The following is a 19,606-nucleotide window of genomic DNA, read 5'->3' on the forward strand; positions in this document are numbered from 1 at the left end:
AAGGATTGATGTCTATTGAGAGAATCGAGAGTAGTCTATGGTGGAATGTGATACTATCTCCGAGGCTAATTGCGCCTTGCCAGATGAGGTCGTAGAGGAAATAATAGCGGGTGTAAGACCGGTATGTCCAACGAGGCTTGCCTTATTTGGGTCAGCGGTTGAATTAGGACTTAAAGCAAATGATATCGACCTATTAATTTTATCTGATGACTTCAGGGGAGTCCGATTTGATATGCGCCGTTCTCTGCTTAGATTTCCAGAAGACCTCTTCATAGATTTGTGGTTATATACGCCCACTGAATTCGACAAGATCCATCCAGAGGAGAGCCAATTTCGACGAAGACTCGATGAAGAGTCAGTCGATTTACTACACCTGATGAGGGGTGATTAAATGCACGAATATCGGGAAGAATTCGGAGAAGGAATGAGGGACGTTCGCAAAGTGCTTGGAAAAATTGATCCGAATTATGAAGAAAGGCAGGATATCGGCGAATTGGTTCGCTTCAGTGCAAGAGCAAGCTCTAGCGATCAGTTTTCTGAGATAGAGACAGCACATCTAGAATCTTGGATCACACGGGGACAACACGTTTTACAGCGTTCATATACGATGAATGAGTCACTTGCTTTGAGAAACTATAGTAGTAATTTACGACAAAACCCATGGAGGGCCCGAAAAAGGGGTATGGGCATAATATTGTCTCTGAGCGGTATTGAGGTTCGTGAAGCAAAAATCGACAGAAGTAGTTCGAAGTGGCGGGAGACTCTAAAATCATTAAATGGGCTAGCAAGAGGCGCTCCAACAGTTCTTACTGACGAGAATTTAGATGATCACCATGGAATAACCTGGTTTATTGTACTCAACGCTCTGGAGGCGCTCTCGTCGATTATTCAGGGAGAAGGGCATAATACAGAGGATGAACTCGATCACGCTGCCCCAACATCAGAGGAGCTACAAACACAATTTGAGAGTATTGTTGTTGACCACGCGGACTTGTTGAGAAGTGGTTTTGAGCATTCTACCGGGCTTCAAGTGTACGCATATAATTTGGCTGAACAAGAGATATTACCCATCAGTGTTGGAAAGCCGGATGAAGCGGAAGTTTCCTCAAATAGAACGCAAATCTTCCATACTCTTGGGAAATTAAGGCGTGAGGTGGAAGTCGCGGCAAGTGACCTTCCAGAAAGTAAACCTAGTGAGAAACCCCACCTATGGGCTATCGCACGTGCTTGGATGAGAGCAAACATACAGGAACCGACCGGAGTCATCCCATTTTTCCTCCGCGTGAATATTGATTCAGTGTTCCAAGAGGTTTGGAATACTAAAGAATCAGCTATTCAATCAGTATCATCTAATCAGAATGATTTGGAAGAAGTTCGCTCGATGGATGATGAGGAGATTCAAGTTAAACTCAGATCAATATTTTCGAATAACACCTCTATTTCTCCAACAAGTAGAGCTACTCTTTCGCAAGAGGTTAATAAATCACATGGTGGGGCAGAAATATCTGATTTTGATATCGAAATCGATAGAGGGGATCAAAACTCGGTTTTTGTATCGTTCCCGATAAAATCAGCTAGGGAAACTGGTGCAAAAAGTGCGAATAAGCTAAGTGAACAGTATCTTCACCAAATTCTGCGTCCCTTTGTTCGATTTGAAAAATGTGCGGTGTTTCCTATAATCATTGCTGCCCATACTCTACCGATGAATGAGACAGTCAAAATACTCCGGAATCGGCTTGATATCCCAATACGGATTATTGACGAGGAATTGTTCACTCAGATTTTGAAGCACCATGATGAGTTGTAATTCTACGAGTGGAATAAAGTAGATCACATTGCCAACAATTGATAATGTCACAGGATACGGATGTTGCTTTAGTGCTAATTCAATTGGTTGCTCTAGCTCTACCAGCAATAGCGATATTTATGGAACGAATTGAGAATTTCTATGGAAATATGGGGCAATCTGCATCTGGAAGGCCAGGTTACAAACGAGCACGCCAAAGTGTATACTTCGTAGTTTTAGGTTCCGTCTTTGTGGCTGGTTATCTCTTTTCTGCTTCAATATCCCTAATCCTCAAATTTGGAGTGGGCTCTATTACCGTGGGGTTGGTCATCTTAGCATATAGTCTCCGGATCGTATTCCCTCGCGGACGGACAAAATAAGATCTAATCAAAATACCAAATAGATACGGAAAAGTGCAACATAGATACTCTCATGGCACTCCTAACCTAACCCCAAGAGGTTACACATCGACAAAACCTGATCTCCGATTTTGCACATTGACTGCGGCTACCGTTGCAGAAGACCGATATCAGTCAGAGCAACGATTGCGACGATCGCCCCAGAAACATGTCCCAATCAGACCTTCTGTAAGTGTGACTGGCCTTTGAGTGACTCGAATAGGCTATAATTCCAATGGGGTTGTGCAAATTGGGCTCAGTAACTAGAATCTCCCCGGCTATACCCGCGGTTAGATGTTGGAGAGATCAAGTCCTTCTATCATACTGTAAAGAAAATTCTATTTAGGTCCGATGCACAAATCCAGTAATCAATGAATGGGAGTGCTACTTTCACAGGTAACCTTGTCTTCTTTCTCTTCCTTCTCATTCCTGGCTATGTGACGATTAGGGCATATCTGTGGTCTAATGTTGCGTTAGATAATATGGAACGGATTACGAAAATTGTGTTAATGGCGACTGGCGGGTATTTTTCATTAGTGTCCGTCGAATTGGCCCGAATATCTGGAATATCTTCCAAAATATCTTCATCATTGCCCGAATTCATAACTAAACCATTTTCTTTAACGGAATCTTTGAGTATGGATTCTATTTCTGACCTTACTATATTAGAATCATTCAACTTGATCACATCTCAAATTTTCATGGGGTTGATAATTGGGATTCTTTTTGGAATGTCAAAGTACCTTTTGTTTGATGAACAGCACAAAAAGAAGCGGGACTTAGACCAGCCTTGGGAAACAGCGATTCAACAAGCATCACGGACAGATCTTGTAAATATAGTCACTGTTGACGGGAAAGAGATTAAAGGATATATAGAACAGGTTGGGTCTCCATCAGAAAACTATGATCTCCTCTTATCTGGTTCGAAGGAAATTAGTCGTAACCAGTTAGGTGAAGTAGAAGAAAGATCATTAGAGGGAATTACATACCATCATCACCAAGACATTTCTAGGATAGAATTCAATCAAGAATCCCTAGATAAGAACCGATCTTGGTATGACCGATATTATATGCGGTTCCTTCAGTCATGCCTGGATCAAAAAAGAAATATCCTAAACTCTCAGTTCTGGAAAGATCCTTCACTTCCTTCATGGCCAGAATTCAATCTTAGAAGGAAAAACGAGGATAATTCCAATACAATTAAAGTGGAAATCACACAGGGCAGAATGAGTCTTAAAGATCTGGATAAAGATCAGGAACTAAACGGGGTGTTGAAGAGTGGTAAGAAAGATAAGGGGAGTGACGGTGAAGAAGCAGAAAATGGAGGTGAAGAAGCAGAATTAACATTTGATGGTTAAAAGGCTTAAATTCAATATTCGTATACGCTATTTTCCTTATACTCTGGATATTCATCGTAGACATATTCAACGAGCTTTCGAATGGGATATTCATTGTATTGCTCTGTAATCTCCTTTGCGGAGTTATGCAATTCCTCAGCATCATCGACATTATTGAACAGCAGATTCGCTAACTGTTCGCCTTCGTTTGTTAATTTATAGTCGTATCTGGTGTTGCCGCTGAAAGTGCGCTTAGTATCTACTTCAATAAATCCCTCTTCTTTAAAGAAGTCAACATCTTCCATTAGCTGTTTGGAAAATGGCCCATAATCATACTTTATAAATTTATAAAGATCCTTCTCCTCACCTACTTCTTCCTTGTCCAACAAAAAGGCAAGCTTTTGCAATCGGGTCTTGCCTTTTATCTTACTCTCTTCAGAAGAGAATAAAAGGGCGAGAAGGCTGACTTGCTCAGGCTTAATCTCTAAGGTGGTTGGCTCTGAGCGAGTCATAGGTCTTGGATGTTGATTACTACTCTTCCAATATAACCGTTCTGTGTCTAATCTGTTACTGGACTATACAACAGATTATTTGCGGTATATCTTTGTTCATAGGATCGTTCAAATCACTCTCCCACCGGTTGTGCGTCGACGAAACCGATTTCCCCGATATGAACACGAGTCGCGAGCGCCCGTGTTCATATCCGCCCGCTCGCGACCACCAGCGCCCGCCCGCCGACGCGATAATGAACGCGCCTGCGCCCGCCCCTTATAAATGCGCGCGCTTTCAGTCACCGGAGAATACTAGGAAATCCAGCTCGTGTTCACGAGCATGGCACGATCCGACGACGTCCCCGGCTCCGTCCGGATCCGGACCGGAGACGGCAACGAATGGCGATTCGACCAGATAGAACGGGTCTCGAGCTACTACGATTGTAATCGATCCGACGCCGTCGCGTTCGCGTGTCACGACGTCGTCGAGCTTATCGCGAACGTCGAGCAAGTCCTTTCCCGCGACGATCTCACTCTCGAGCAACGACGCGAGATCGCCGCCACGCTGTCGACCGGCAAGACCACATTCAGCGTCGAGACCGACGTCGACGTCGAAACGCCGAGCGACTAATTCTCCGCGCCCTCGAGCGCGAGCGCCGCCGCTCGCGCGTCTCCGTGTCCGTACGCCCGCCAGCGTAGAATATGCGCGTTAGCCCGCCCGTCTGTCCGCGGTCTCGTCCGTGCGCTCGCGGTCCTGGTCGCGCTCGAGCTCGCCCGCGAACCCGTCCGTCTCCGCGAGCGCGGACGAGTGGAGCGTGACGTCATGCGTGCGCTGGTGTACGTGACAGAGATCCGCGCCGGGATCCCGCTCGAGCCGACAGCGCGAGCCGTCGTTCGTCTCCGCCTTACAGCGCCCGCCCTCGAGATCGACGCCGGCCGCTCGGAGTACGGAAACGACCGATCCGATCGCCGCGATCACCAGGAACCCCGCGACGACGCCGGACCACTCCGACGGAATCACCGTGTGCCGCGCGATCCACCCGGAGCCGTTCAGCGCCACCAGCGCCAGCGGCCACCCGAGCGACTCGACGACGTCGTCGACGCTCACCGATCGATCCCCTCCGCGATCGCGTGCATGTCGCTCATTGGACCACCTTGCCAGCCGCGAGCGCGCCCACGACGAGCGCGAATCCGATCTCCGATCCGAGCCCCCAACCGACCGAGATCACGCCAGCGCCCGCCAGCATGCCGAGCGCGACCGACGCGCCGAACCATGCGATTAGCGTTACACCGATACCCGTCCCAAGTGCCATTACAAGCTTTGAGAATCCACTAATTGCGCTCATTTGTTATCACCCAGTTTAAACGTGACTCGCGTATCCGGCCCGGTACGGCCTTGCCACCAGCGAACGACCATATACGCACCCAGTCCGACGACGATCAACGTCACGGCCGGCATCACCCGGCCGACCCGCGACGATAGCATCACGATCGCCGAACTAAGCCCGTCCGAGATCGTCCCCGGCGAGATCGTCTCGAGCCCGAACACGCCGACCAGCACGGCGCCGACTCCCGCGATCCATACCGGGAGTCCCGTGCGCCGAGCGAGCAACGCGAGCCCGCCGACCGCCGCCGTCGCGACGACCAGGATGATCGTCGGCGACACGCCGCCGGCCGTCGACGTCGCCGTCGAGACCGGACCGCCGCCACCGACGCCGCCACCGCCGCCCGACGACGAGCTCGAGTCCGAGCCCGAGTCGAGCAAGATCGCCAGCGTCTCCGAATAGCCGTCGTCGGTGAGCGAGACCGGCGACTGTGCCGTATCGCTGTCGCGCACGACGTCGTGCGTGTCGCTATACAGGTAGTATTTCTCTCCCGAGACCGTGTCGTGATACTTGTACGTCACCGACGACGCCGCTCTCGACGGATCCACACTAAAGCGCATTTCCTGGTCCTCCGACGTCGTCTCGAGGATCTCGAGAGTCGCCGAGCCCGTGTTCGGCGCTGCCTCGAGCGGGAGCGTGCGAACGCGCGTAGTACTGCCCGCGCTCGCGCCCGGAATGTGGATCGTTTGCGCTCCGTCCGCGCCGACCGTGACCGACGTCTCCGGCGCTGTCCAGCTCTCGTTATACGTGTCGTGGATCCAATTGCCGGCGACGGTGCCCCCGACGTCGATCGCGAACGAATCCGAGTGATCGGTGATCTTGACTTTCGAATTGAGCGTATCGCCCTCCGTCGTCGGCTCGAGCACTTCGATCGAGCCGCCGGAGACGTCGACCTTCGATCCGGTCGCACGAACCCCGACCGTGTCTCCCTCCGCGAGACTGCCCAACTCCGCCGTGAGCGTCGTTCCGTCGAGCTGGTAGCTCTCGAGCGGTTGCCACGAGCCACCGTTCACCCGATACTCGACGTCCCGGATCCCGACGACGCGATCCGACGCAAACGGAATCGTCACGCTCGCGTCTTGTGTCGCCGAATCCCACTTGCGCGAGATATTGTACGTCTCCGACCACGTCTCGCCGCGATAGTCGACCGTCTGGTTTGCTGTCGCGACGTGCGAGTACTCGAGCCCGACGTCGGTCGCAATCCCGTTTGCGCTCCCCGTATGGAGCGTGAGCGTGTTTTTCCCGTCTTGCAGCGCCGACGGGTCGAGATCGACGGACGTCCGCTCGCCGTCTCCGAGCGACGAGATCGTTTGGCTCTGTTGCCCATTCAGTGAGACAGCCGCGTCTTTGGTCGTTCCGGTCGCCGTATAGTCTAAAGTCCACTCGACAGGCCCGTTATCCGCCGAAAACGACAGCGTATCCGATTGATCCGCGAGCGCGATCGACGACGGCGATTCGTCGGTGAGCGTGACCGAATCCGACGATGACGAGACGTCGACCTGTGTCGGGTTCGGAGACCGATATATTACATTTGTGATGTCAACCCCGCTCATGTAGTTATTGCGGTCAGGGTCGTACTCATACGTCACATTCATCTCCTTACTCGGCGTCTCAATCTCGCTAAAGCTCACTGTCCGCGTGACCGTACTACCGTCGAGGAATTTCGGGCTCCCGACTTTCTGTCCGTTAATGTAGATGTTCGCGTAGCCATCATAGCCCGAGGAACCAAATGTTATTTCCAGCTCATTAACCGATAACAAGCCCGTCTGATACGTTTTTGTGACTGTTTGCGGCCGATAGTCGCTCGAGCCCCCAATACCGAACGTCTCCCCGTAGCTCACGGATCCATCGTCGACTTTGGCGCTTATCTCCGCGGATTGCGTCGTCTCGCCGATTAGCGAGACCGATTCCGACGACCCGGCGCTCGTCGTGCCGGTGATCGTCTCCGACGCCGTACTCTGGTGGCCGATTAGCTCCGCCGAGATCGTGTCGACGCCGCTACTGTTGTCAATCTGGTACGTGAGCTGTGAGCCGTCCGCGGCTCGAGAGACGTGTGCCGTCACGGTGCCGGTAAACCGAATATCGTTGGTAGAGAACTTCTCTACCTCGATTAGCGCATAGCCGTCGGAATATGCGATCTCGTCGGTCCACCGATCACCGCTCGAGTGTTCGCCGACCGCTTTCTCCGGTCGGTAGCCGATCGCGTCGACCAGCGTCGTCGCGTCGATCGCGAGCGTCCGCCCGTCGTGGTTCACGTCGTCGCTCGCGCGGAGTAGCGGATCCCCGCTCGACGTCGTGCCGATCTCTATCTCGAGCGTATCCGCGTGTGCGGAGCTATAGACGTCCCACGCGCTGGCGTCTCCGTGCGTCGCCGTGATTTGATCCGCCGGCACGCCGACCATGCCCGACGGCGCCGAGCTCGTCGACGCGGTCGCCGTCGACGCCGCCGCGATCGGCACGACCAGCGACGTCGCCACCAGCAAAATCATCACCAGCGTTACCACTCTCCGAGCGCCCGCGCCGCCGCGCATTATGCTGGCGCGCACCCGCGGGGGGACCCCTACGCGCTTATCTGATATACGCGCGCGTGAAAACGGCGAGATTGCCGCGATCGCGCGGACCCCGGTCCGAGATCGATTTTCGTCCGATCTCTCTAATTTTTTAAATTTCATCGAACCCCCTCCAACTGAATGCGGAGCTTGTAGTCGTGCGTCGTTGGCATGTCTGTGAAACGGAAATCGTCGAAATTCGTCTCTGTGTACATCAACGCCTTGTCAATCGGGAAGTTTGACGTCTGGTCGGCGTTCATCGGGACGCTTTCGAACCCGACGAGATCGCTTTTCGTCGTCGGGTTCGCCGTTCCACGCATCTGAACCCGCCAGCGGAGCTTTTTCCGGATCATTTGATGAATGTCCGTCTCCGCGTGGCCGAAACAGTAGATCGACAGCCCGAACTTGCGGGCGTCGACCCACGTGTCCTTGAGCATCTCGACTTTCTGGTACGTCCCGAACTGGTCTTTCTTCGCGCTCTGTGGCGCGATATCACCGACCTCGTCGAAGATCAACGACGTCCAATGATGGGGCCCGTGTTCGACTCGGGCGAGTACCCAGGCGAACCACCAGTGCGACGCCGGATCGTCTTCATGGAACAGTTGCTCCCGATTCCCCGGCGCCTCGTACGTCCGCTCCGGACTTTCCTGATAGACGCGCTCGCAGCCGCGCATCCGCGGATCCGGGTACACGACGTGAAACGCGCCTTCCTGCAATTTCTGGTTAAGATCGATCGGATCCTCGTAATACACGATCTCCCGCACGATCGCGTCGAGATCGTCGATCCGGAGCTCAACCGCCGGCTTGCGCGGATCCTTGCTCTCGAGCCGTGCCGAGATACCAACACCGGCCGGGAGACAGAGGCGTGTCCACGGCGCCAGCGGGAGCCACTCCGACCGCGAGCTCGAGCCGCGCCACACGACACGCTCGTCGTTGATATCCATCAACCGCGCCGCGAGATAATTCGCGAGCGTCGACTTTCCGCTCCCCGGCTTTCCACGCACCAGCGCGTCTGTCCCGCCCGAATCCTCATTCAGCGGCGCGTCCCACGTATGTTCAAGACAGTTGGGGACGACCGACGGGTACTCGAATGCGTCCCGGTCCCACGCCGGGATCCCGAAGTGTTCACGGATTGAGCGCGCGTCTATATGCCGACGCGAGTCGTCGGTCGCCTGTTGCGTGTTGGTTACGGGCTCCTGAAACTGGGCCAGAGCCTCCTCGCGATACTCCTGATTCGTCTTCGACTGTGATCCTTTGATACTCATGCGTAGGGAGTCTCTTTCTCCGGTTTATCTGCGTCTGGCTGTTCCCCGGCGCGACCCGCAAGGTCGCGCACGCCCGCATTATACGCGGGGATAATGTGATACGCCGCGAACAACTCGCGAGCGCGCTTATCCGCCTGGTCCGTCGACGTCAACAGCGACGCCACCGACGGCTCCCGGTAGCATCGTTCGATGAACGACTCGGCGATCTCGCCGTGCGTCGCCAGCTCGAGATCCTCCCCCCACTCGAGGATCTCGCCGCGATCCTCGAGCCCGTCAAGACACGTCGACAGCGCCCGCTGTTGGTAGGTCTCGAGCTCGTCGAGCGCCGGCCGCATAGCGATAAACCGCTGCATTCGCGGGTCGTGTTTGCTCTCGCTGTCGGCGTCGTCGAGATATTCGCCCGCGTCCGACCGGAGCTCCCGAAACGCCCGGTGCTCTGACGACGACAGCAAGACCGCAGCGAGCCGCTCGCGGAGCCCGTCGACGGCGTCCGGATCCAACTCCCGTGTCCGTTCCTCCGACGTCAACAGCGCCGACAACAGCGCCCGCTCGCGACCGCTCGAGGGAACGCCCCTGAATTGCCGCGCCAGCTCGAGATACCACGACTGCCGGATCTCGCCGAGCGTCCGCACCGTCAACCGTTGCGACCACTCGAGGATCTCCCGGCGCGAGCCGAATCCCGTCAACAGCTCCTCGCGGAGCTGGCGAATGTCGATCTCGAGCTTTTTCAGCGCTGGCCGGTGCGACTCGAGGATCTCGTCGGCGACGTCGCTCGAGCGATCGTCGTTACACTCGCCGTGTAATGACGATCCCCGTCGACCGTCCCGATCGCCGTCGACGTCGGCGCCGTCGCGATCTAGATCGCGATCAGTCATCGGCCGGCACCTCCGGGATCTCCTGGTCGGCTCGCTCGCGATCCCGATCGTCGCTCGAGTCCGTCGCCGAGCTCGCGTCGTCGACGAGCCGCCGGTCGACGTCCGACCCGAACATCTCCTCAACCAGCGTCGCGTCTTGCGTCTCGAGCGCCTCGTCGACGTCTCGCTCGGAGCGCGCCCGCTCGCGAATGAGCTTCTTGCGCGCCGACTCGAGCGTCTCCGCGTCGTCGTGGTTCTCCGCCAGGTACATCATGCTGATAAACGCCGCCCGCTCGTGACCGTTCGCGGGATCGACGCGAGCCGCCGTCTCCGTCGGCGTCGCGCACACCAGCGCGATCACCACGAGCCCGGCGCCGATCCCCCACGCCCACGACGCCAGAAATCCGACGAGCAACACGATTCCGACCGTCACGGCACCGCCCGTCGCGATCTCGAGCGCGTCGCCCCAGTCGGTCAGCTCCGGCACCTCGAATTTCCATCCCTCCGGCGTGTAGTCGAGCGTCTCGTCGGCGTCCGGGTCGACTAAGATCAATTGATCCCATTCGCTTTCCGCCAGGTTGATCTCCGTCGTGAGCGGCCGCGACGGGTCGAGTACCGCTTTCCCGCCGAACACTCGAGAGAGGAACGGCCGCACACCCGGCCGTACGACCGCTTTCGCGCCGTTATGGAGATCGACGACTTTCTCCGTCTTCATGTCCGCCAGGAGCGAGTCTTTCGCGTCGTCGCCGCGAGCGTTCGCGACGTCGACCAAGTGCGGCCGGAGGAACACCGTCTCCTTGACATTCGACTGTTGGCCCTCGAGCACGACGATCCCGACGATCCCGACGACGTACGCCGACAGAATTAGCGGTGCGCGGGCCACGAGATCCGCCAGCGTCGTGAATTGCCACGAGACAAATATGAACGTCGCCAGCGTGAGCCCGACGATCCACGGCACGTAGCCGTATTGCGGCCCCACGCCCGCGCGTTTAACCCCCCGATTCGCGGCGCCGCCGACCACGAACGACCTGCCCGCGATCGGTAGCAGGAACTCCATGAGCGCCCGCGAGAGATAGTCCCCCTCGCCGTCGATCCCCGCGTCCGCCGCCGTCGCGAGCGAGTGGTGTTTAAATGTCCACTGCGCGCCGTCGACGCGATCCCCGGAGCTGTCCTCGAGCCACATCGTTACCCGCCGCGACTCGTCGCTCCGCCGGAGATCGACGGTCTCATGCGCGAACGCGCCCTCAATCGGGAGCTCTTTGCGGTCCTCCGCTTGCACGTTCGCGACGGGGACCGTCGCATTCCCGCGCTGGCGCGTCCCTTCGGTCCAGTAGACGACGACGAGCTCGTACGTCTCACTCTCCGCGTTCCGCAGCCGAGTCGCGTGGAACGTGAGCTCGTTTACCCGCACGAGATCGCCGTTCGCTAACAGGTTCTCCGCTTCCCATTCCTCCGTCTTTCCGGAGGTTAGCGGGTTCGCGCTACTGTAATCGACGTACATGCTCCCGCTGTCGCCGAGCCACCGCGTCGATGGATCCGCGCCCGACACGGTCCGACCGCCGCTCCGGAGCGTCTCGAGCGAATACTTGCCCTCGAGCTCGGCGCTGTCGGTGATCGTCTCATTCGTCGGCTCGTCCGGTTGCGCGACCGCCGTCGCCGTGCCGAGCGCGACCGACGCGACCAGCACCAGCACCAGCGCGACCAGTCCGTAACGCGTGGCTCGAGTCATGCTATCCACCGACCCCGCGGTCGATCACGAACAGCACGAGCAACATGGTGCCGGTCAACAGGATCCACGTTTTCGGCGTGATCGCGTTGGCGCCGATCGCCAGGTAGCCGAGCCCGATCGCGAACAGATTCGACAGCACCGGCCCGCCGACTAAGTCCGCAATCTGCGCGAGCGCGTCCGCGCCCTCTGCGCCCGCTGTCGAGACGACAGTCACGAGTCCGACCACCAGCGACCCAATGGCCCCGACGACCGTCGACGTCGCGCTCTCGGCGTCTCCGTGCCGCACGTAGCTTAGGAGCCACGCCGCACTCACCAGCGCCAGCACGCCGCCGCCGACGACCAGCGCGATCACGCGAAACCACCCCTCGAGGAATCTCCCTCGAGCTCGCCGACGCGATCTCCCCGCTCCGAGCGATCGAAATTATACGACGCGTGTAACGACGATCGCTCGAGCGGCGTTCGATTCCACCGTCCGCTGTGCTTTCTTCCGTTCATGTTGCACGCTCATAGATTCGCTCGAGGATCCCGATCGCCAGCACGACGACCGCGACCAGGATCAGGAAATTGTATGCCGATTCGACCGCGCCGGCCGGGAGCCACTCGACGCGCGACGCGTACGTCGACAGCACCGATAGGAACGACAGGAGCGACGTCGGATCCGTGAAGACCAGCGTGAGCGCCGAGACCAGCATATCCCCGCCGAACATCACGAAATCCGACACGACCGCCGCTAACCCTGCCAGCGCGCTTGCGATCGCGCGATCACTGTCCGGACTCATGTCGAGATCACCGGGAGACGCCCCACGATTTGCGACCACGCCAGCGAGCCGAGCCCGATCACGATCGCCGTCACGCTGGTCCAAAGCACCATATAAATGAACGGTGCGAACGGCCCCGCCGCCGTCGACGCCGACACGAACACGTCATGCATCAGTCGGAGCATGTCGATCGGGATCTCGCCGATCACCGCGAATGCGTCGTAGAACGCCCGTAGCGCCGTCCCGACCGACGAGTAGAGGATCGCCGCCCCTATCTGCCGGAGCATGTCGAGCCCTTCGAACACCAGCGATAGGAACGCCTCTACAATTAGCTGGTAGACGTGCTCTCGCAGCCATTCCGTCGGATTCGACGCTAAGTCCGACAGCGTATCCGCGTGGTCCGCGAGCCCCGACGCTCCGCCGGAGCCGCTCGAGCTCGACGTCATGTCAATCCCCCCACGACGGTCCGTATCAGTCGCTCCGCGACCGCCAGCAGGATCACGCCGATCACGATCCCCACGACGAGCCCGAGGATTCCCGACGCTTCAACCAGCACGTACACCTCCGAGATCGTCGTCTCGAGCCCGTCCGCCGGCAGCGTGAACAGTAGCGACGCGACGTCTCCGATCCACGTCGAGACGCTCGCGATCGCCGTCTTAATCCACCCCGTCGCAAAGTCGACGACGTCGGTGATCCAGTAGAAATAGCCGACCACGAACGCCCCGGCCGTATCTCGGACTAACTCTCCCCATTTGATTGAGCCGTCGGAGACGTACCGCTCGGCGTACGACGACGCCGTCGACGCCCAATTGTCGTCTCCGCCGCCGCCACCACCTCCGGATCGGAATCTGACCATCTTCACTAATTACCCCGACTGAATAGATTGGTGATGTGTTCGATCGGCGAGTAATCCACACGCTCCCACCACCAATCTAAGACAATCAACGACAGCGCGACCACGAACACCGACGCAGGGAGCGCTGCCGGGCCAAAGAACGACCCTATGCCCTCAAGGAATGAATTTGCGGACGCTTGCCCGCCCGCATTGATGACGCGAGCGCCGGCCCCGGCTGTTGCATCGATGTACGTCCCGACCGCGGCCATGATCCTGCCGAACGGCCCGAATAGCCGCTCAAAGAACGAGCCCATGATCCCCGTCACGGAGAACACCCACGACAGGAATATGGTGCCGAACCCGCCCTTGAGTAGCCGGCTCCAGCCGCCCTCGTCGAGCGTCTCGAGCGCCCGCTTGTATAGTGAATCAGGGTCTTGCGGCATCTATATCACCCCGAAAACGGCAGTCGGCGCTTGACGATCCCGAAGTAGCCGGTGAGCGTCGCGAACACGGCCAGGAGCGCGCCGCGAGCGCCGGAGAACCACCCGCCGCCGCCCGTCGAGCGAGCGCCGCCACCGCCGCCCATCGTGCCGACCGACGTCGCCGTGTCGTACTCGTCGCTCGTTAGGATCTCACGGATCCGCACCGTGTACTCCTTGCCCGACTCGACGAGATCCTCGAGCACGACCGTCGAACCCACGCCCGACAGCGATCCCGAGACGTCGGAGAACGACATGTCCTCCGGGTCGTCTTTCGACGACGTCCCCGTCGCCAGCTCGAGCGTGTGATAGCGGTCCGTCGGGAGCGTCTGTTCCAGTTCGAGTTTGAGATTCGAATGCGAGAGATCGATCGCCGTCTCCGTCTCGAGCCGTTCGACCTGCTCGAGCCGGTGATCGAATTGCGGGTAGTTGTCCGCCGACGTCGACGACGCCGAGCCCGCGTCCGATGCGGCCGCCGTGTATTTCACCGGCACCTCGAGATCGTGGATCGTCGCGTTCGACAGAATCTCACCGTCCAGGCTCGTGTACGTCTCGACGCCCGGTCCCGGCTCGTAGACCGTGACCGTCTCCTCGTCGTCGGTGTTTTCGTTCTTGACGTGTCTGCCGAACTCCCATTTCGACTTCCGCTCGAGATCGATCCCGAACAGCTCGACGGTCGCGTCCGCTTCCGCGACGTCGACCTCGAGCGCCTGGATGTTATTGATCGCGCCGTCGCCCGATCCCTGGACCGTGAGATCCGCGAGCTGTTTCTGAAAGACGATCCCGGCGCCGGTCGCGGTCGCGATCACGTTCGTCGAGCTCGAGTCCGCCGACGGATCGATCACGCCCGCTTTGTAGTCGCCGTCTTCGTCGACGGCGCGGATCTCGACGACCGCGCCCGACGTGAGCGCGTCGACGTTAAGACAGAGCTGCAGGTACCGCTTTTCTTCGTCGCTCGTGATCTCCGCGTTATGCGCGGTTAAGTCAAACGTCGCCGTCGCGTTCTCTCCGCTCGCGATCGACGACGCCGCGATTCGCACGCTGTCGACCTCGTCGCCGCCGTTCTCAACCGTGAGCGAGCCCGACGTGTTCGATGTGTCCGTCGACCAGTGCGTCGCGTCGACGGCAGTAACGGCCGTCTCCGCGTCTCCGTCGCCCGACTCGTCATATTTCGTGTCGCGCGGCCACGCATTATACGCGCCCGTAGAGACCTTGTCCGCCCGGAATCCGAACAGATTTTGCGTCGTCTCGTCCGCGTTGTCCGGGTGCCGATCGTTGATCTCCGCCGGCAGCTCGACGTCTTCCCCGTTGTCGTTCTCAAACATCAGCGGCGAGTCATACCCCGACTTGTGGGTGCCGATCGTCACGTCCGCCGAAATGAACGGATTCGCGACGACGTCCGAGCTGTAGTTAAGCGTGAGATCGCCGTCGCCCTCTTGTGCCGCCGCCGCGCCCGTCGCCGCCAGCGCGACCGTCCCCGCCGCGCCGACGCAAAACGCGCGTCGACCGATTTCGTTCGTGTTCGATTCTGATTCGACCGTCTCGCCAGTGTTTGCGCTCATGTTGGTTTCCGAAGAATGCCCGTTTCCGGCGGGCTCGCCGTAGTTAGCACACAACTTGGAGACATACTCGCGGAACGCCGGACCCGTGACGAGACCATCCGGATCCCACGTCATGCGATCTCCCTCCGGTCGCGGACGTTGGACCAATCCCTAAACGCTGGTACATCGTCTGTATCGTCTGATTTCTCAGGTTTCTCCATTGTATCACTACCCCACCGCAGACGGATAGGGCGTACAGCGAACGCACCTCGCGTTCGCCTGCGACGGAGCACATTTCCCCACTCAATAACATTCAGGAATGTAACGGGTTCTCCGGGGTGCGACCCCCCGGAAGCACCACCCTTTATGGAGGGGGGACGAGGGGAACCGCTGTATCATGCCGATCAGAAAACTCAGAAATATGGACGGATCCGGCGGCGTGACGCTCCCAAAAGACGACCTCGAGCGCGACGGCTTGGTCAACGAGAACGGCGAACTCAAAGACGCCCGGCTCGCAGTTGACCGTGTCGGTGACGGAGAGTACCGAATTACAGCAATCGAACTGGATAATTCCTAACCAAGTATTCGGTTCTTGAGTTTCTGACTGTAGATACCCGTTCTACTATTTCACTTTCACAAGGGTGTATATCGTATCTCAGACAAGATATCGCCGAATCGGCCCGTATCCACTGACACTCTCTTAGAAGGAGTTGGCGAAAGACCTTGCCACCTGAATAACCGCTGCTACTGCCAGTAGAATAGCTCTCACGCGGAGATCGTACCCAGTCCGGCTTTGTGCGGTAGGCCGGGGGCGATATGCCCCCGGCCGTTTTACCCTGCCGCCCCAGCGGCACTATACGCTATGGGGGGTTGGCAGGGAGCCGTGCCGACAGAAAATGATAGATACCGCTCTACAGCGGTCGAAGCGCCGTCAAAACCGGGTTCCAAGACGTGCGCGTGTGACTGCTGGTGCGCGCGGTCGACGCGATCTCGAGCACGCCGGGGTAAAGAACTGTCCGTGTAGCCACTGAAATAAAAAACAGACAGCAGGATTGTAAAAGACAGTCGACAAGACGGGTGAAAATCGGCGATTCAGACGAATGCTGTAGCTAAGGGAAAAAGAGTGCCCGTCGCGACGGACCCGATTAGCCCGTCGCGTTCAGCCAGCTGTAGTCTGTGATCCGGACCTTTACGTCCTGAGCCTCGATATCACCGCGTTCGATGAACCGACCGATATTCGCAGGCGAGTACGGCAGCGTGTCGATCACTCGCCAGTCGTCGCGATCGCGTCGATCGTCGCGACCGTCGTCGCCACTCTCTTCCTGGTCGTCCTCGTCGCGATCTTCCTGTCGTTGCTGGCGTTCTTCGCGACGCTCGTCAGCGCGTTCGCTCTTCTGTTCCGGTGTATCGTCTGGATGAACCTCGTCAAGTGCGTCGTCAGCAGCGTCTTCGAAAAACCGCGACGAGAACGCCACCCAGGTCTGAACGCCCTGTACTTTCTTCAGGATCCCCGGTTCATCGCTCTCGGGATCGTCGCCTGGATAGGAGAGACGGCTCACGTGCTCACGAACGGTCCGATAGGCCGCACCGGTTTCGTCCATGAGCGTCTGATACGAGACAGTCCCGTGCCGACGCACGGTATCGAGAATATCGTAGACGAGCTGGGTATTCGGTTTCGTCACCTCACGATACAGCTCGGGAACCAGCGACTCGTAATGCTGTTTCAGCCACCAGCGCCGGCCCTCCGGATGCTGCCACGTATACGGATCGGCAGTCGGACCCTCGAAGACGTCGTCAGCAACGAGATCGGTGACACCGATATCGGCCCACACCAGGTGCGATAGCACGATCTCGCGAAGCGCCCGCATGATATTGTCCCACTCGTCCCAGTGGTAGTTGTCGCCATTCGGATTCCCCAGCAGCGCCGCCTCAATTTTCGGCTGATCGAACGGGTACTCGACGGCTTTCGGATTGTCCGTGTAGTACACTTTCAGCAGGATGTTCGCGTCCAGCTGAGGGAATCCAAGTTGGTGCCAGTCCCGCGTCGTGATCTTTGCCTCGAGCCAATCCCCGTCGGACGCGAGCCCTTGCGTCTCGACGTCAGCGGCGTGTTCAGCGAGGAGATCCGCACTTTGACGGACCGTGTGAACGAGATCGTCGGTTTTCGCGTCGTCGCACCGGACGTGTGTCTCGGCTTTCCAGAAGCCCTTACTCTCCTCGTTGATCTCGAGTTCCTCAAGTTCGTAATCGAAGACGTGTGCGACCAGGTCGGCAGCGCGATCGGCGAGCACTTCCGGATGCTCGACCCACGTCGTTTGCACGTGAACGAGCGTCCCGGTTCCGTACGGGAGATTCACTGGATCACCGTCGCTGTCGACCATGCCCTCGTACTGCGGTTGAATCTTCAACGAGAGCGCATTCAGTGGCGTTCGCGACCACTCGACGTTACCGTCGCTATCGAGCGGTTTCAGCGTCACGTCGTACTTGTAGAACGGCCGGTAGTTCGATCCCTGACCGCGGCCACCACGCCACCGGCTGTCCGTCAGCGTGACCGCGTGAGGAACGCCATCAACGACGTAGTCTCGGGAGAGAACGATCCGTTCTTTCCCCTCGTGATCGGTGACGATCTCGTCCTCGTGCGCATAATACGCGGCGCGTGCGTGCTGGTAAAGCGACCCGTCGGGGATCTTTCGGTTCTCCCCAGCATCGAACGGGACGCTCTCAGCGGACCGATGCGCGTCGTTTAGCACGAACTTCCCACCGCCACCGTGTCCGGGAGGTGTCGGATAGGTCTTCGCCGTCGTCTCAATTCCCTCATTTCGCGGGAGATCGTAGTCACCACCAGGAACGACCGTCGACTCGCCGCTCGGATTAGCCGCTCCCGAGCTCACGTCTCGTCACCCCCCTCGAGATCGTCGAAGAACTTCGACCACGGCAGCTGTACGAACGGGCCATCGTCGTGTCGCGACCGTCCCGATGACCACCACGAATCGATCATAGCGTCGACGGTCGTCGCCGACGTCAGCGCGGCCCGCAGAACGTCCGTCGAATCGTTCTCGAGAACGACGATCGCGTACTCGCCGCCAGCCTCAAGCAGTCGCTCGTGGTTTCGCTTGGTGATCTTGATCCGACCGCAGCGGCCGGTATTGTACGACCGCCAGCAGGACTTTGTATCGACTGGTGTGTCCTGCGAAAGAACGGTACATCCAAGGTCAGTGACAATGTCTGTTCGGGCACGGGCGTCGAGCCAATCCGGCGCGTCAGCGTCGTTGGCCAGATGCTCGAGGTTCCACTGATCGCAGGCGTGTTGCTCCGCAACGAGTCCGCGATCGGCGTTGTCGCTGCGGCTCACGCGCGCTCACCTCCGTCTGTGTGTACGAGCACGTCGTCGATGACCCGGACGAGAACGTCACAGTGGCACGCTGGATCGTCGTCGTCGAGACGGCGGCACCAGCATCCGAGCACGGTTCCCTCGCCCTGTAGTTCCCCAAGGGCGTCACGGAACTCGACGTCCTGCTCGCACCGGAGCAAAACCGCATGCGTGTACATCGCGATAGCCTGCTCGCGCCCGAACTCGTCGACCGGATACGGGTTTCCCAACCAGCCACGGTCGCCGGGCTCGGTATTCAGCAGGTGTTTTTCACCGCCGTCGGCGCGTCCCGCGTAGACGTCGCAGTCGTCTTCCATCCATAGTCCGACACGAGTTCGATCGTCGCTCGCATCGTCCTGGTCGCCGATCTCCTCGAGCGGGCGCTCGGGAAGATCGCCCTGATGGATCGGGATCCAGTGCGTCGACTGGTCGCCAAATTGCGCGCGAACGCCCGTCCACGTGCTCGAAGCGAATCCAGCGGCGTCACGACCTGAAACCGTCCGCGGGAGCACGACCTCGTCGTTTCGGCAGTGGTGGCCGCGTGAACGAACGTAGTCACGATTGAACTCCTTGAGGGTCGCACGGAGATCGTCGTCGGCGAGTCGCCGAACGGGAACTTCAACAATTCCCTCGGAATGCTCGACGGAATTCGAACAGACGGGGCAAGCAGTTTCTCCGAAGCGGTTTCTCGTTGTCTTACGGAGCGACTCGACGCTCGTTACCCCGAACTGCTCGAGACTCACGCTGAATCACCCCGCTGTTCAGCTTCCGGCTGTAGTGACCGATTTGAACCGACTGTCGGAATTCGGTGACCTACGGTATATCTATT

At 58.2% G+C, this 19,606-nt stretch carries 21 protein-coding genes; 5 read left to right on the forward strand and 16 right to left on the reverse strand.

The features are described from left to right. Nucleotides 1–37: 37 nt before the first annotated feature. From ACYQ26_RS08875 to ACYQ26_RS08885, 3 genes are all read left to right on the forward strand, one after another. Nucleotides 38–391, forward strand: coding sequence for a hypothetical protein (locus ACYQ26_RS08875; RefSeq protein ID WP_459808535.1), 354 nt, complete (start codon nt 38–40; stop codon nt 389–391). Then, a complete protein-coding gene (locus ACYQ26_RS08880) occupies nt 392–1,807 on the forward strand; it encodes a hypothetical protein (protein WP_459808536.1) in 1,416 nt (471 codons plus the stop codon). Between the two features lie 859 nt (nt 1,808–2,666). Continuing rightward, the gene (locus ACYQ26_RS08885) at nt 2,667–3,542 is read left to right on the forward strand and encodes a hypothetical protein (RefSeq protein ID WP_459808537.1); all 876 of its coding nucleotides are present in this window, start codon (nt 2,667–2,669) and stop codon (nt 3,540–3,542) included. 11 nt (nt 3,543–3,553) lie between these two features. Here ACYQ26_RS08885 and ACYQ26_RS08890 read toward each other — a convergent pair whose 3' ends face one another. Next, nucleotides 3,554–4,033 (reverse strand): PadR family transcriptional regulator, encoded by a 480-nt coding sequence (locus ACYQ26_RS08890; RefSeq protein ID WP_459808538.1) that lies wholly within the window; start codon nt 4,031–4,033, stop codon nt 3,554–3,556. A gap of 319 nt (nt 4,034–4,352) precedes the next feature. Here ACYQ26_RS08890 and ACYQ26_RS08895 point away from each other — a divergent pair, with 319 nt between their 5' ends. Further along, complete coding sequence (locus ACYQ26_RS08895; protein WP_459808539.1) at nt 4,353–4,643, forward strand: DUF7692 domain-containing protein; 291 nt, start codon at nt 4,353–4,355, stop codon at nt 4,641–4,643. A 78-nt stretch (nt 4,644–4,721) separates the two neighbouring features. Here the strand turns inward: ACYQ26_RS08895 and ACYQ26_RS08900 are convergent, their stop codons facing one another. From ACYQ26_RS08900 to ACYQ26_RS08955, 12 genes are all read right to left on the reverse strand, one after another. Further along, nucleotides 4,722–5,120 carry a hypothetical protein gene (locus tag ACYQ26_RS08900; protein ID WP_459808540.1) on the reverse strand — a complete coding sequence of 133 codons (399 nt, stop codon included), beginning with the start codon at nt 5,118–5,120 and terminating at the stop codon, nt 4,722–4,724. A gap of 34 nt (nt 5,121–5,154) precedes the next feature. Continuing rightward, nucleotides 5,155–5,358, reverse strand: coding sequence for a hypothetical protein (locus tag ACYQ26_RS08905; protein ID WP_459808541.1), 204 nt, complete (start codon nt 5,356–5,358; stop codon nt 5,155–5,157). After that, the gene (locus ACYQ26_RS08910; RefSeq protein WP_459808542.1) at nt 5,355–7,886 is read right to left on the reverse strand and encodes an FxsA family protein; all 2,532 of its coding nucleotides are present in this window, start codon (nt 7,884–7,886) and stop codon (nt 5,355–5,357) included. Before ACYQ26_RS08910 ends, ACYQ26_RS08905 begins: the two co-directional genes overlap by 4 nt. 179 nt (nt 7,887–8,065) lie before the next feature. Continuing rightward, nucleotides 8,066–8,710, reverse strand: coding sequence for a hypothetical protein (locus tag ACYQ26_RS08915; RefSeq protein ID WP_459808543.1), 645 nt, complete (start codon nt 8,708–8,710; stop codon nt 8,066–8,068). A 497-nt stretch (nt 8,711–9,207) separates the two neighbouring features. Continuing rightward, on the reverse strand, nt 9,208–10,086 hold the full coding sequence (locus ACYQ26_RS08920; protein ID WP_459808544.1) for a hypothetical protein: 879 nt from the start codon (nt 10,084–10,086) through the stop codon (nt 9,208–9,210). Further along, nucleotides 10,079–11,794 carry a hypothetical protein gene (locus tag ACYQ26_RS08925; RefSeq protein WP_459808546.1) on the reverse strand — a complete coding sequence of 572 codons (1,716 nt, stop codon included), beginning with the start codon at nt 11,792–11,794 and terminating at the stop codon, nt 10,079–10,081. The genes ACYQ26_RS08920 and ACYQ26_RS08925 overlap by 8 nt, the downstream gene beginning before the upstream one ends. A gap of 1 nt (nt 11,795) precedes the next feature. After that, nucleotides 11,796–12,146, reverse strand: coding sequence for a hypothetical protein (locus ACYQ26_RS08930; RefSeq protein ID WP_459808547.1), 351 nt, complete (start codon nt 12,144–12,146; stop codon nt 11,796–11,798). Nucleotides 12,147–12,285: 139 nt separating this feature from the next. Continuing rightward, entirely contained in the window at nt 12,286–12,573 is a 288-nt protein-coding gene (locus ACYQ26_RS08935; protein ID WP_459808548.1) for a hypothetical protein, read from the reverse strand. Further along, on the reverse strand, nt 12,570–12,857 hold the full coding sequence (locus tag ACYQ26_RS08940) for a hypothetical protein (protein ID WP_459808549.1): 288 nt from the start codon (nt 12,855–12,857) through the stop codon (nt 12,570–12,572). Before ACYQ26_RS08940 ends, ACYQ26_RS08935 begins: the two co-directional genes overlap by 4 nt. A 137-nt stretch (nt 12,858–12,994) precedes the next feature. Beyond that, the gene (locus ACYQ26_RS08945) at nt 12,995–13,408 is read right to left on the reverse strand and encodes a hypothetical protein (RefSeq protein WP_459808550.1); all 414 of its coding nucleotides are present in this window, start codon (nt 13,406–13,408) and stop codon (nt 12,995–12,997) included. Nucleotides 13,409–13,413: 5 nt separating this feature from the next. Continuing rightward, a complete protein-coding gene (locus tag ACYQ26_RS08950; RefSeq protein WP_459808552.1) occupies nt 13,414–13,830 on the reverse strand; it encodes a hypothetical protein in 417 nt (138 codons plus the stop codon). Between the two features lie 5 nt (nt 13,831–13,835). Continuing rightward, the gene (locus ACYQ26_RS08955; RefSeq protein WP_459808553.1) at nt 13,836–15,428 is read right to left on the reverse strand and encodes a hypothetical protein; all 1,593 of its coding nucleotides are present in this window, start codon (nt 15,426–15,428) and stop codon (nt 13,836–13,838) included. Nucleotides 15,429–15,804: 376 nt separating this feature from the next. On the opposite strand from ACYQ26_RS08955, the gene ACYQ26_RS08960 reads away from it, so the two are divergent. Next, nucleotides 15,805–15,984 (forward strand): DUF8053 family protein, encoded by a 180-nt coding sequence (locus ACYQ26_RS08960; protein ID WP_460525791.1) that lies wholly within the window; start codon nt 15,805–15,807, stop codon nt 15,982–15,984. Between the two features lie 568 nt (nt 15,985–16,552). On the opposite strand, the gene ACYQ26_RS08965 is transcribed toward ACYQ26_RS08960, so the two are convergent. Genes ACYQ26_RS08965 through ACYQ26_RS08975 form a run of 3 tightly spaced genes read right to left on the reverse strand, consistent with a single transcriptional unit; the run spans nt 16,553 to nt 19,520 of the window. Further along, nucleotides 16,553–18,298 (reverse strand): DUF7845 domain-containing protein, encoded by a 1,746-nt coding sequence (locus ACYQ26_RS08965; RefSeq protein ID WP_459808555.1) that lies wholly within the window; start codon nt 18,296–18,298, stop codon nt 16,553–16,555. Continuing rightward, nucleotides 18,295–18,759, reverse strand: a complete 465-nt coding sequence (locus ACYQ26_RS08970) for a PD-(D/E)XK family putative nuclease (protein WP_459808556.1) — start codon at nt 18,757–18,759, stop codon at nt 18,295–18,297. The genes ACYQ26_RS08965 and ACYQ26_RS08970 overlap by 4 nt, the downstream gene beginning before the upstream one ends. Further along, nucleotides 18,756–19,520, reverse strand: a complete 765-nt coding sequence (locus tag ACYQ26_RS08975) for a DUF4326 domain-containing protein (RefSeq protein ID WP_459808557.1) — start codon at nt 19,518–19,520, stop codon at nt 18,756–18,758. The genes ACYQ26_RS08970 and ACYQ26_RS08975 overlap by 4 nt, the downstream gene beginning before the upstream one ends. Between the last annotated feature and the right edge of the window lie 86 nt (nt 19,521–19,606).

The sequence above is a fragment of the Halopiger thermotolerans genome, assembly GCF_054654555.1.

Bases quoted from the DNA above. Each gene is read 5' to 3' on its own strand.
- ACYQ26_RS08910 (WP_459808542.1), bottom strand. From the start codon at position 7,886: ATGATTTTGCTGGTGGCGACGTCGCTGGTCGTGCCGATCGCGGCGGCG.
- ACYQ26_RS08960 (WP_460525791.1), top strand. From the start codon at position 15,805: ATGCCGATCAGAAAACTCAGAAATATGGACGGATCCGGCGGCGTGACG.
- ACYQ26_RS08945 (WP_459808550.1), bottom strand. From the start codon at position 13,408: ATGGTCAGATTCCGATCCGGAGGTGGTGGCGGCGGCGGAGACGACAAT.
- ACYQ26_RS08925 (WP_459808546.1), bottom strand. From the start codon at position 11,794: ATGACTCGAGCCACGCGTTACGGACTGGTCGCGCTGGTGCTGGTGCTG.
- ACYQ26_RS08890 (WP_459808538.1), bottom strand. From the start codon at position 4,033: ATGACTCGCTCAGAGCCAACCACCTTAGAGATTAAGCCTGAGCAAGTC.
- ACYQ26_RS08905 (WP_459808541.1), bottom strand. From the start codon at position 5,358: ATGAGCGCAATTAGTGGATTCTCAAAGCTTGTAATGGCACTTGGGACG.
- ACYQ26_RS08895 (WP_459808539.1), top strand. From the start codon at position 4,353: ATGGCACGATCCGACGACGTCCCCGGCTCCGTCCGGATCCGGACCGGA.
- ACYQ26_RS08935 (WP_459808548.1), bottom strand. From the start codon at position 12,573: ATGAGTCCGGACAGTGATCGCGCGATCGCAAGCGCGCTGGCAGGGTTA.
- ACYQ26_RS08920 (WP_459808544.1), bottom strand. From the start codon at position 10,086: ATGACTGATCGCGATCTAGATCGCGACGGCGCCGACGTCGACGGCGAT.
- ACYQ26_RS08950 (WP_459808552.1), bottom strand. From the start codon at position 13,830: ATGCCGCAAGACCCTGATTCACTATACAAGCGGGCGCTCGAGACGCTC.
- ACYQ26_RS08885 (WP_459808537.1), top strand. From the start codon at position 2,667: ATGGAACGGATTACGAAAATTGTGTTAATGGCGACTGGCGGGTATTTT.
- ACYQ26_RS08955 (WP_459808553.1), bottom strand. From the start codon at position 15,428: ATGAGCGCAAACACTGGCGAGACGGTCGAATCAGAATCGAACACGAAC.
- ACYQ26_RS08880 (WP_459808536.1), top strand. From the start codon at position 392: ATGCACGAATATCGGGAAGAATTCGGAGAAGGAATGAGGGACGTTCGC.
- ACYQ26_RS08875 (WP_459808535.1), top strand. From the start codon at position 38: ATGGTGGAATGTGATACTATCTCCGAGGCTAATTGCGCCTTGCCAGAT.